The sequence below is a fragment of the Halopseudomonas bauzanensis genome (assembly GCF_900114735.1).
In the GTDB taxonomy this organism is placed as follows: Bacteria; Pseudomonadota; Gammaproteobacteria; order Pseudomonadales; family Pseudomonadaceae; genus Halopseudomonas; species Halopseudomonas bauzanensis.
In genome coordinates this window covers 374,847-387,179 of the sequence record NZ_FOUA01000001.1, presented here as the reverse complement: position 1 = coordinate 387,179, position 12,333 = coordinate 374,847, and the positions used below count along the sequence as shown (strand labels likewise).

Annotated in this window: 9 protein-coding genes; 7 read left to right on the top strand and 2 right to left on the bottom strand. The window is 61.6% G+C overall.

The window, feature by feature from the left end:
• Positions 1-23: 23 nt before the first annotated feature.
• Both BM267_RS01855 and BM267_RS01850 read right to left on the bottom strand, forming a co-directional pair.
• Entirely contained in the window at positions 24-2,360 is a 2,337-nt protein-coding gene (locus BM267_RS01855) for an EAL domain-containing protein (RefSeq protein ID WP_074778196.1), read from the bottom strand.
• Positions 2,361-2,370: 10 nt separating this feature from the next.
• Positions 2,371-3,573 carry a tetratricopeptide repeat protein gene (locus tag BM267_RS01850; protein WP_177173375.1) on the bottom strand — a complete coding sequence of 401 codons (1,203 nt, stop codon included), beginning with the start codon at positions 3,571-3,573 and terminating at the stop codon, positions 2,371-2,373.
• Between the two features lie 201 nt (positions 3,574-3,774).
• Between BM267_RS01850 and flhA the strand changes: the two genes are divergently transcribed.
• The 7 genes from flhA (at position 3,775) to BM267_RS01815 (ending at position 12,324) form a co-directional block, all read left to right on the top strand.
• Positions 3,775-5,877 (top strand): flagellar biosynthesis protein FlhA, encoded by a 2,103-nt coding sequence (gene flhA / locus BM267_RS01845; RefSeq protein ID WP_407920268.1) that lies wholly within the window; start codon positions 3,775-3,777, stop codon positions 5,875-5,877.
• A gap of 22 nt (positions 5,878-5,899) precedes the next feature.
• On the top strand, positions 5,900-7,231 hold the full coding sequence (flhF, locus tag BM267_RS01840; RefSeq protein WP_074778203.1) for a flagellar biosynthesis protein FlhF: 1,332 nt from the start codon (positions 5,900-5,902) through the stop codon (positions 7,229-7,231).
• A gap of 25 nt (positions 7,232-7,256) precedes the next feature.
• Positions 7,257-8,087, top strand: coding sequence for a MinD/ParA family protein (locus BM267_RS01835; RefSeq protein ID WP_074778205.1), 831 nt, complete (start codon positions 7,257-7,259; stop codon positions 8,085-8,087).
• The gene (locus tag BM267_RS01830) at positions 8,084-8,821 is read left to right on the top strand and encodes an RNA polymerase sigma factor FliA (protein WP_407920265.1); all 738 of its coding nucleotides are present in this window, start codon (positions 8,084-8,086) and stop codon (positions 8,819-8,821) included. The genes BM267_RS01835 and BM267_RS01830 overlap by 4 nt, the downstream gene beginning before the upstream one ends.
• Positions 8,822-8,923: 102 nt before the next feature.
• Positions 8,924-9,301: a chemotaxis response regulator CheY gene (locus BM267_RS01825; RefSeq protein ID WP_177173376.1), complete on the top strand. Its 378-nt coding sequence runs from the start codon at positions 8,924-8,926 to the stop codon at positions 9,299-9,301.
• 15 nt (positions 9,302-9,316) lie between these two features.
• Positions 9,317-10,120, top strand: a complete 804-nt coding sequence (locus tag BM267_RS01820) for a protein phosphatase CheZ (protein WP_143063010.1) — start codon at positions 9,317-9,319, stop codon at positions 10,118-10,120.
• Positions 10,121-10,170: 50 nt separating this feature from the next.
• A complete protein-coding gene (locus BM267_RS01815; protein ID WP_074778207.1) occupies positions 10,171-12,324 on the top strand; it encodes a chemotaxis protein CheA in 2,154 nt (717 codons plus the stop codon).
• The last annotated feature ends 9 nt before the right edge of the window (positions 12,325-12,333 follow it).

Sequence of the window (12,333 nt, the reverse complement as noted above, 5' to 3'; positions counted from 1 at the left end):
ACAGCAGGGATGTATGGCCCATGCTAACCCTGGATGTCATCAAGGCATAGCCCTGCGGGCAGTTCGGGGGCGGGCATGCCGATTCGGGCGCCCTGGGCGAAGTCGATGCCCAGCGCGCGCACCTGCTGCAGAATTGCCTCGTTGTGCACGAACTCGGCGACCGTCTGCATGCCCAGTTCCTGGGCGAAACGTACGATGCCCTGGGTAACCGCCCGGGCATCCGCGTCGCTGTCCAGCTGGCGGATAAGGCTGCCGTCGATCTTGATCAGGTCCACATCGAGCCGTAGCAGATGTTCGAAGTTGGAATAGCCCGTGCCGAAGTCGTCGATGGCGATACGGCAACCCAGGGCCTTGGCCTTGTCAATAAACTGGCGCACCGCCTGGTAGTTCTCAATACCCTCTGACTCAAGAATCTCGAAGATCAGCCGCCGGGCCAGCGCCGGATTCTGTAGCCGTTGCAACAGGTGCTCGCTCAGTTCGCTGTCCAGCAGGTCGTCGCAGGAGAGATTCAGCGAGAATTGCAGGTCGGTCTCGGCGAAACGCGCAAGGCATTGGTCGACCATGCGCCGGGTGATCTGCCGGTACAGGCGAATCTTGCGGGCGACCGGCAGAAAGTGGGCCGGACTGATGGGCGTATCGTCACCATCGAGCATGCGCACCAGGCATTCGAACTTGTCGATGCGGCCGGTATGCAGGTTCATGATCGGCTGAAACCACGGCACGATGCGGTTCTGTTCCAGTGCCGTGCGCAGCCGGTTGGCCCAGACCAGATTCTGTTCATAGGTTTCGCGCATGCGGTGCGCGGGATCGTGAACCAGATAGTTCAGTTTGCTCAACCGGGCCAGCTTGAGTGCGATATTGGCCGAGGGCAGGAGCTGCTCGCTGGCCAGTGGCGAGCCGTCTGGCTGCACACTGGCTGCCAGGCCCAGGGTCGCCTGGAGCGGAACCTGCTCTTCCTGCCAACGGATGGTCAGCCCCTTGATGAAAGTCCGCAGATTCTCCAGCCGCTGTTCAAGCACCTCCTGCCCGGGGCTATCGGGAAACAGCAGGGCCATTTCGTCACCGGGCATGCGATAGACCCGCACCGCCTTCCATGCAGGCGTGTCATGCACATGGCGGCGCAGCCCGTCTGCCAGCTCGCGAATGACATGATCGCCGCACTGGCTACCGTAGAAATCATTGATCTCCTTGAACGAGTCAATATTGAGCAGAACCAGCGTCAGGGGCCGGCCCTTTTGCAGATCAAGCAGCAGCCGCTCGCGGTTGGGCAGACCGGTCAGCGCGTCGGTGTAGAGGCTATTCAACTGTTTCAGGGTAGTGGCGACCAGGTAAAGGATCAGTCCCGAGAGCAACAACAGAATACTGACGATGATTGCCACGATGCGAAAATTGCTGGCCCGCATGGGTGCCAGTACCGCGTCAATTTCCGCCTGGGGAATGCCTATGCCGAAGATCATGCCCGCTTCGGTGGGCGCATGGAACAGGGCATATTCGGCCTCGCCGACGAACAGCCTGTGGCTCTGCATGGGTGAGGCGGGGTAACGACTGCCGAGACTGGCCGGCACCTGTTGCGCTGGAGATTGCCGTGGTAGCTGCAGGGCGGTGATGGCTTCCATCAGTTGCTGGGCCTGTTGTACGTCGGCGGCTTCGGCCAGGCTCGACAGGTTGCGATTCTCCCGGTCGAGCAAAAAAGAGAAGGTGCCCGGAGTAATGCGCACCCGGCTGACGAGACGGATGACCTCGTCGGCCTGCCAGTCGGTGGCCGCCAGACCGATGACCTGGCCGGTGCTGTCGTGCAGCGGGGTGCTGACGCTGATGACCACGGTGTCGAACTGTGGGCGGTAGTAGGCCGCAGTCCAGTGGTACAGCTCATTGGGCTTTCCCGGCAGGGAAGATGGTTGCAGCCGCCGGTACCAATCCTTGTTCTCGAAACCGGTTTCCCGATAAGTGATATGGGTTGCGGTGCTGTTCCTGTGGCCGTAGATGCCGACATCGGACAGCCGATAGGCGCCCGGATGGAACAGGATGCCGCCTCCGTACAGGTCATGCAGGCTACGTAGGGTTGTGCCCACGCTGCGCTCCAGTTCGGCCAGGTTATCGCGGCCGGAAATCTGCTTCTGCCGGGCGAAAAGTTCGCCCATGCGGGCCAGGGCGCCGGTATTCTGTTCCATCAGAAAGTGATGGGCATTGATGCGATCCAGATTGGAATGGAAGGTGTCGGCAATCTGCTGTTGGCGCTGCTCCGACATGGCGCGCTGGGCAAAGTTGAGGTTCAGACTCGACATCAGCCACATGCCGGCGATGAACAGGCCGATCAGCAGTAGCAGGACCAGCATGATGGAGCTTTTGCGTCGGTTCATGGGGGCAAGCTCAGGGCAGTCGACCACTGAACCCGGCGGCGATACGCTGGCGTGCAGTGTGGAGCTGATCGGCCGTCAACTGCCCGGTCAGGGCCTGTATTCGGGGCTTGGCGCGCGGTTCACCGTTACGTAACGCGTGACTCAGCCAGATATAGGCTTCGGTGTAATCGGGGGGGCCACCGGTGCCGTCCATGTAGCTGGCGCCCAGGCGGTACTGGGCGGTGGTCGATCCCTGAGAGGCGGCGCGCAGCAACCATTGGCGCGCGTAGGCCTGTTCGGCGCCAGAATCATTGAAGTGCAGGTCGGCCAGCTGCAGCTGCGCAGGGAGATGATCCTGCCCGGCGGCGCGCTCCAGCCAGCGCTGCGCTGCGCCTCGATCAGCCGCTTTGCCGGATCCATGCAGATAGGCCACACCGGCCTCGTACTGCGCTGCGGCTAAACCACTCTCCGCCGCGTCCTCTAACAGCGTCAGTGCTTTGACCTCATCAATGGGCGTGCCTTGACCTTGCTGGTACAACTGCGCCAGTAGTAACTGTCCGGGCGCGTGTTGCTGTGCGGCGGAGTGACGGGCCCAGTGATATGCCTGATCCGGATCGTCGTTAACCTGCAGAATGATGGCCAAGTGATGTTGCGCCTTGGCATCGCCACGCTCGGCGGTTTCAATACAGGACGGCAGCGCCTGCTGGTAGTTCTTGATGGTGAACAATAGATAGCAGCTGTTCGCCTGCCCCTGCTGCCGTGCTGACACTGGGCCGGTTGCGATAGTTTCGGCGGGCGACGCTGTGGCCGGGGGAGTGAGCGCTAGGCGTTGGGCGAAGGCATCGACCTGATCCGGGCAAGAGTACTGGTAACCGCTGCGGAACAAAGCCAGATTCTCGTCGGTGAGTGCCTGCTGCGAAAAACGCGTACCAATGGCGCGGCAGCGGCTGTTGCGCTCGCGGAGGATGTACTGATAGCTGCGGTCATTGGCATCCTGCGCGGCATGTTGCTCGAGAAACCGGGTCAGCGGGTCGATCCGCGGCTGGTCCAGCAGTTGTGCGACCTGAGCATGCATCGCCTGGTCTGCCGCCCGGCTGTCGTTCGAGCCGCTGCCGACCGCGCCCATCAACCGTTGCCCCAGCTCACCGGCACCTGACCATAGACTGGACTCTTCCGGCGAGGCAGCGCAGCCAGCCAGGCAGCACGATAACAACAGTACGGATAATGCGCGCATGAGCTCTCTCGTTTGCGGAACCATCACCCCGTGGACACGGATTATGCATGGTGCCGAGCGATGGCGGTAAGGCAATTTCTTTTGCGCGCTGGGTTTTTTCTGAATTTGTGGAACAGTTCTTGCCTGAGACAGATCAGGAAAGCTTTCACGTCAAATTTTTGATCGGAGTATCTGAGGGGAATGGCTGCCAACCGCGGTGAGATGATCAGTTCCATGCGCAGCAATCTGGCGGGCCTGCGGCACGGTAGCCTGGGCGTGCCGATCCTGTTGCTGGCGATGCTGGGCATGATGATGCTGCCGGTGCCGCCATTTCTGCTGGACGTCTTCTTCACCTTCAATATCGCGCTGTCGCTAGTGGTCTTGCTGGTCTGCGCCTATGCGTTGCGACCGCTGGATTTTGCCGCCTTCCCAACCATTCTGCTGGTCGCCACGCTGCTGCGCCTGGCGCTTAACGTGGCCTCGACCCGGGTGGTACTGCTGAACGGCCATGAGGGCGGCGACGCGGCCGGCAAGGTGATCCAGGCCTTCGGCGAGGTGGTGATCGGCGGCAACTTCGTGGTGGGTCTGGTCGTGTTCATTATCCTCATGATCATCAACTTCGTGGTGGTGACCAAGGGGGCCGGGCGTATTTCCGAGGTGAGTGCGCGCTTCACCCTGGACGCCATGCCCGGCAAACAAATGGCCATTGACGCGGACCTCAACGCCGGCCTGATCGATCAGACGGAAGCCAAGACCCGGCGCCTGGAAGTCGCCCAGGAAGCGGACTTCTACGGCTCCATGGACGGTGCCAGCAAGTTCGTCCGGGGGGATGCGGTCGCCGGTCTGCTGATCCTGTTCATCAACGTCATTGGCGGTCTGGCCATTGGCATGGCGCAGCATGGACTGGGGTTTACCGACGCCGGCGAAATCTATGTGCTGTTGACCATCGGCGACGGTCTGGTGGCGCAGATTCCCTCGCTGCTGCTATCCACCGCAGCGGCCATCATGGTCACCCGGGTGTCCACCTCCGAGGACATGGGTGGTCAGGTCAAGCGGCAGATGTTCGCGTCGCCCAAGGCGTTGGGCATCGCCGCAGCCATCATGATCGTCATGGGCTTGATCCCGGGTATGCCGCACCTGTCGTTCCTCGGTCTGGGTGTGCTTGCTGCCGGTGGAGCTTATTACATTGCCCGACAGCAGAAGATCAAGGCCGAGGCCGAGCAGGTGGCAGAGCAGAAGGCGCAACTGCCGGCAGTGCCGTCGCCGGAAACCCGCGAGCTGGGCTGGGACGACGTGACGCCGGTGGACATGGTTGGTCTGGAGGTCGGCTATCGATTGATCCCGCTGGTTGATCGCAGCCAGGGCGGGCAATTGCTGGCGCGGATCAAGGGGATCCGCAAGAAGCTGTCCCAGGACCTGGGTTTTCTGATGCCCTCGGTACATATTCGCGACAACCTGGATTTGGCGCCCAACGTCTATCGCATCACGCTGATGGGTGTCGGGGTGGCCGAGGCGGAGGTCCACGCCGACCGCGAACTGGCAATCAACCCCGGGCAGGTATTCGGCGAGATCAAGGGCATTCCCGGCAAGGACCCGGCATTCGGTCTGGATGCGGTATGGATCGAGCCGGCGCAGAAGGATCAGGCCCAATCGCTGGGTTATACGGTGGTGGATGTCAGTACGGTGGTCGCCACCCATCTCAACCAGATTCTCTACAAGCATTCCCATGAACTGCTGGGTCATGAGGAGGTTCAGCAACTGCTCAAGGTGCTGGCCAAGGCCTCACCGAAACTGGCCGAGGAACTGGTGCCGGGCATAATTTCCCTGTCGGGTTTGCTCAAGGTGCTGCAGGGGCTCCTGCAAGAGCAGGTGCCGGTGCGGGACATTCGGACTATTGCCGAGGCCATCGCCAACCAGTCAGGCAAGAGTCAAGATACCGGCGCGTTGATCAGTGCGGTGCGCATCGCTCTGTCTCGCTCTATCGTGCAAAGCATTGTCGGGCTTGAGTCCGAGCTGCCTGTAATCACGCTGGAACCGAGGTTGGAACAGATATTGCTTCAGAGTCTGCAGAAGGCCGGGCAAGGCAATGATGACGGCATTCTGTTGGAACCGGGTATGGCGGAGAAGCTGCAACGTTCGCTGGCGGACATGGTGCAGCGCCAGGAGATACAGGGCAAACCGGCGATATTGCTGGTGGCCGGTCCGGTTCGCAACATGATGGCCCGGTTCGTCCGCTACGCGGCGCCTGGCGCGCATGTGCTGTCCTACCAGGAGATTCCGGACAGCAAGCAGGTCACCATCGTTGCCACCGTCGGACAGAATTGATTACACAGGGTGAGATCAGGCCATGAGAGTCAAACGTTTTTTTGCGGCAGACATGCGCACGGCAATGAAGCTGGTACGGGACGAGATGGGCGCGGATGCGTCCATCATCGCCAACCGGCGCGTAGCGGGTGGTGTCGAACTGACGGCGGCGCTGGATTACGAAGCGCCGCAGCTGACGCCGCCTACGCCTGGCCTGGATCTGGAGCTGAAGAAGACCCAGGAGCGCATTATCAGCGCCCGGGCCAGCCTGGAAGAGGGTGAGCGTCCTGCCGATGGCCCCAGCGTCAACCGTCAATTGTTTGGTGACAGCATGCGCCAGGCTGCCGAGCAGGGCTCGCCGGTCGCACAGGGGTTGCTGGAGCGCCTGAACAGCGAGCGTGCCGCGCCGGCAGCCGAGGTGACCTCCAAGCCCCCGGCAATAGATGATCTCGACGCCATGCGCTCGGAAATTGCCGGTCTGCGAGGCATGCTCGAATCCCAGCTGGGTGGCCTGGCCTGGGGCCAGGTCAATCAGCATCAGCCGCGCCAGGCCAGCCTGTGGCGCAAGCTGATTCATCTTGGCCTGCCCGCCGAGCTGTGCAAGCAGCTGCTGGCCAAGGTTGCCGACGTGACCGATGTACGCCAGGCCTGGCGCCTGCTGCTGGCCCACCTGGCCCAGGGCCTGCCGGTGATGCGCGAGGAGCTGATCGACCGGGGCGGGGTGATTGCCCTGGTTGGCCCGACCGGCGCCGGCAAAACCACCACTCTGGGCAAGCTGGCGGCACGCTATGTGCTCAAGCACGGCAGCCAGAATGTGGCGCTGGTCACCATGGACACCTACCGTATTGGTGCCCATGAACAGCTGCGTACCCTGGGCCGCATTCTCAACGTACCGGTGCGGGTGGTCGATGAACAGAACAGCCTGAGCGAGGTACTGGAGGAGTTCGGCAACAAGCGACTGGTATTGGTCGATACCGCCGGCCTGCAAGCCCAGGACCCGCAACTGCGTGGCCAACTGAGCGAACTCGCGGCCCAGGGTGCGCGCATCAGCACTCTGCTGGTGCTGGCGGCGACCAGCCAGTATCGGGTGCTTCAGGCCGCCTGGCACAATTATCGCTGCTGTCATCCGGTCGGCTGCATTCTGACCAAGGTCGACGAAGCTGCTACGCTGGGCGAAGCATTGGGGCTGGCCATGGAACAGCGTCTCCCGGTAGCCTATGTGGCCGATGGCCAGCGCATCCCGGATGATTTGTCTCGTGGTGTTGGTCACCAATTGGTCAGTCGCGCGGTTGGTCTGGCCGGTAACGAGATGGCCGAGGACCAGACCATGGCCGATGTGTTTGCCGGTATACTCCACAACCAGTGCGCAAGTTAACGAATTGAGAAAGGCGACAGCACAGATGGGCAATCATCCGGTTCAGGTAATTGCAATCACTGGCGGCAAGGGCGGCGTGGGCAAGACCAATGTGTCGGTCAACCTCGCCCTGGCGCTGGCAGAGCTCGGCCGTCGAGTGGTGTTGATGGACGCAGACCTGGGGCTGGCCAATGTCGATGTACAGCTGGGTCTGCGGCCCAAGGCGACCCTGGCGGACGTTCTGGCCGGCAACTGCGATCTGCGTGAGGTGATGATCAACGGGCCGGGTGGTATTCGTATCGTCCCGGCGGCGTCCGGCGCGGCGGAGATGGTCAACCTGGGGCCGCGTGAACATGCTGGCCTGATCCAAGCCTTCAGCGATATCGGTGATGACATGGATGTCCTGCTGGTCGATACCGCCGCTGGTATCGGCGATTCGGTGGTCAGTTTTGTGCGCGCTGCCCAGGAAGTGATCGTGGTGGTATGCGATGAACCTACTTCGATCACCGACGCCTACGCGCTGATCAAGCTGCTCAACCGCGACCACGGTGTTTCCCGCTTCCGCATCCTGGCGAGCATGGTGCACAGCCCCCAGGAAGGTCACAACGTATTCAACAAACTGCTGCAGGTGACCGACCGCTTCCTGGAAGTGGCGCTGCAGTATGTCGGCGCTGTGCCTTACGACGAGACAGTGCGCAAGGCGGCACAGAAACAGCGCGCCACCTATGAAGCTTTTCCGCACAGCAAGGCTTCGCTGGCATTTCGCGCCATCGCACGCAACGTGGACGGCTGGCCGTTGCCATCCAGCCCCCGTGGGCACCTGGAATTCTTCGTCGAACGCCTGGTGCAGCGGACCGGAACCGGAACCCCTTCATGAGCGTGGGGGGAGGTGGCGTCAATATGTATGCGCGCACCATGGGCGTGGCCAATGAGCAGGACCGCCTGGTGCAGCAGTTCGCGCCGCTGGTCAAGCGGATTGCCTACCATATGCTGGCGCGCCTGCCAGCCAGCGTGCAGGTGGAAGACCTGATACAGGCCGGCATGCTGGGCCTGCTGGAGGCTGCACGCAAATTCGATCATGGCAAGGGTGCCAGCTTCGAGACCTATGCTGGTATCCGGATCCGTGGCGCCATGCTGGATGATGTGCGCAAGGGTGATTGGGCCCCCCGCTCGGTCCACCGTAACACCCGCCTGGTCAGCAGCGCGATCCGCGCCGTTGAAGCAAAAGTAGGTCGTGACGCTAAAGATCACGAGGTTGCTGCCGAATTGGATATGAGCCTCGAAGATTACTATGCGATTCTCAACGACACGGCCGGCAGTCGGCTGTTCAGCTTCGAAGATCTGCTGGAGGCGGGGGCGCCGGCCGAAGTCGGCTCTGACCATGAAGCCCTCGACGGAGTGGAGGATGAACGTTTTCGCAAGGCGCTGGCCGAGGCGATAGGTCGGTTGCCCGAGCGCGAGCAACTGGTGCTGTCGCTGTATTACGATGAGGAACTGAACCTCAAGGAGATCGGTGCGGTGCTCGGCGTCAGCGAGTCCAGGGTCAGTCAGTTGCACAGCCAATGTGCCGCCCGCCTGCGCGCACGGATGGCCGATTGGCGCGACGATTGATCCGGCTTTCCCAGCGTTTCGCCTGGTCAGTAGCAACAGTTTCGCGAGGCGCACGCAAGTGCGCTTCTTCTGGTTTGTATGGAGGTCGACTTGGACAAGAACATGAAAATTCTCATCGTCGATGATTTTTCGACGATGCGACGTATTATCAAGAATCTGTTGCGGGATCTGGGCTTTACCAATACCGCCGAAGCGGACGATGGCACCACCGCGCTGCCGATGCTGCAGAGCGGCAGTTTCGATTTTCTGGTAACCGACTGGAATATGCCCGGCATGAGCGGTATCGACCTGCTGCGCGCGGTGCGCGCCGACGAGCGCCTGAAACACCTGCCGGTGCTGATGGTGACTGCCGAAGCCAAGCGTGACCAGATCATCGAAGCAGCTCAGGCCGGGGTGAACGGCTATGTGGTCAAACCTTTCACTGCCCAGGCACTGAAGGAAAAGATCGAAAAGGTTTTCGAGCGAATCGAGGCCAGATAGGCACCGGGGGGCGTTATGGCACTGAGCAACAATCCCGGCCAGGCAATCGCTGATGAATTCGAGCGTTCCCTGAAAAACAATGCCCGGAAGCTGGTGGACCACCTCGAAGAGGGGGACTACGGCGAGGCAGTACTGGTCATACACGAGATCAATCAGGCCCGCGACCGCAGCCTGTATTACGAAGTCGGCAAGCTGACCCGTGCGCTGCACAACTCGATCATCAATTTTCAGATAGACACGGCCCGCACGCTGGACGGCGATGCCGAAGCGACCGAGGCATCGAAGATTTCCGACGCCTCGGATCGTCTGGATTACGTCGTTCGGCTGACCGACAAGGCCGCCAACCGCACCATGGATCTGGTTGAGAGCAGCGCCCCGGTGGTGTCCGCGCTGGGCCAAGAAGCGGCGAACCTGCGCACTGAGTGGGCTCGGCTGCAGCGCCGCGAGATGAGCGCGGCGGAATTCCGCGAACTGTCGCGCAACATTCTGGCGTTCCTTGAGCGCAGCGAGCAGCAGAGCGGGGAAGTGTCAGCGAATCTGAACGACATTCTCATGGCCCAGGATTACCAGGACCTCACCGGTCAGGTGATCAAGCGGGTCATTACCTTGGTGCACGATGTCGAGGAAAGCCTGCTGAACCTGGTGCGCATGGCCGGTCAGGTCGACCGGATGGCGGGTATTCAGCATAACCTTCCGGGGCTGGATAGGAAAAAAACTTCGCCTCAGGGTGAAGGTCCGCAGATTCATGCCGATAAGAGGGATGATGTGGTGTCGGGACAGGATGAAGTCGATGACCTGCTGTCCAGCCTCGGGTTCTAGAGGCTGGTGACACCGTTAGTATTATTGTCGCTGGGGCAAGGGAGCGTTGAATGAGCTTTGATGCGGATGAAGAAATTCTCCAGGACTTTCTGGTAGAGGCTGGGGAAATTCTCGAGTTGTTGTCGGAGCAGCTGGTGGATCTGGAAAACCGCCCGGGCGATACCGATCTGCTCAATGCCATTTTTCGTGGTTTTCATACCGTCAAGGGTGGTGCCGGCTTTCTGCAGCTGGATGCCCTGGTCGCCTGTTGTCATATCGCCGAGAATGTATTCGACATCCTGCGCAAGGGTGAGCGGCAGGTCGACGCCGAGCTGATGGATGTGGTGCTGCAGGCACTGGATGCCATCAATGGCATGTTCGCCCAGGTGCGTGAAGGAGAGGCGCCAACTGCCGCCGACCCGCAGCTGCTGGCGGCTCTTTCAGCTTTGGCTCAGCCCCAAACCGTTATCGCAGCAGCGCCCGCTGCCGAAGCGGCTTGCGTCAGCAATGTACCTGCACCCACGTCGCCCGGACCGGATGCAACTGCCGACGGTGACATTACCGACGACGAGTTTGAGCTGCTGCTTGAAGCGCTGCACGTAACGCCGGAAGAGGACGAACCAGCCCCCGCTGCGGACAGCGATGATATTACTGATGACGAATTCGAGGCGTTGCTGGACCAGTTGCACGGTACCGGCAAGGGGCCGGGTGCGGCTGAGGTCGCAACGTCACCAGAGCCGGTAGCGATATCTGAAAATGAAAAGCCCGCTGACGGCGTAACGGCCGAAGCCGGCGAGCTGATCAGCGACGACGAATTCGAAGCCCTGCTGGATCAATTGCATGGTCCCGGCAAGGGGCCGGGTGTTGACAGTGCGGCACCTGCCGCCAGCCAGCCGGAGCCCGCTGCACCGCCGGCTCCGGCAGCCAAGCCCGCTCCGGCAGCCAAGCCCGCTCCGGCTCCAGCTCCGGCACCGGCTGCACCTGCGGTCGCGGGCAAGCCCCCGGCCAGCGCACGTGCAGCGAAAAAGTCCGAGGCCGGCGGTGATGCCCCGGTGGTGGAAACCACGGTGCGGGTCGATACCGCGCGCCTGGATGAAATCATGAACATGGTTGGCGAGCTGGTGCTGGTACGCAATCGCTTGATGCGCCTGGGTGTCGGCAGCGAGGATGAAGAGCTGGCCAAGGCGGTGGGCAATCTGGACGTGGTGACAGCCGATCTGCAGGCTTCGGTGATGAAGACCCGCATGCAGCCGATCAAGAAGGTGTTCGGCCGCTTCCCGCGAGTGGTGCGCGATCTGTCGCGTAGCCTGAAGAAGGAAATCACCCTGGAGCTGATCGGTGAAGATACCGATCTGGACAAAAACCTGGTCGAAGCCCTGGCCGACCCGCTGGTGCACCTGGTGCGCAACTCGGTCGACCACGGCATCGAGATGCCGGACGAGCGCGAGGCCGCCGGCAAATCGCGGGTCGGCACGATGGTGCTCGCCGCCCGCCAGGAAGGTGATCACATTCTGCTGACCATCACCGATGATGGCCGGGGCATGGACCCCGAAGTGCTGCGTGCCAAGGCGGTGGAAAAAGGCATGATGGACCGCGACGCCGCCGAGCGGCTGAGCGAGAGTGAATGTTTCAACCTGATTCTGGCCGCCGGCTTCTCGACCAAGACCGAGGTCTCCGATGTGTCGGGCCGCGGAGTCGGTATGGATGTGGTCCGTACCCGCATCGCCCAGCTCAACGGCACTATCTCCATCGAATCGACCAAGGGCCAGGGCACGCAAATCGCTATCAAGGTACCGCTGACCCTGGCGATCATGCCGACGCTGATGGTCATGCTGGCCAATCAGGCATTCGCCCTGCCGCTGGTCAGCGTCAACGAAATCTACAATCTCGACCTGTCGCGCACCAACGTGGTGGATGGTCAGGAAGTGATCCTGGTACGTGACAAGGCGCTGCCACTGTTCTGGCTCAAGCGCTGGCTGATGCCCGGTGCCGACCAGCAAGTCGACCGCTCCGCCGCCAGCGTGGTGATCGTGTCGGTTGGTACCCAGCGGGTCGGCTTTGTGGTCGACCAACTGGTGGGGCAGGAAGAAGTGGTCATCAAGCCGCTGGGGCGTATGCTCCATGGCACGGCCGGCATGGCGGGAGCGACCATTACTGGTGACGGGCGCATCGCGCTGATTCTGGATATTCCCGGCCTGCTCAAGCGCTACGCGCGGCGAGGGTAAGGGAGAACA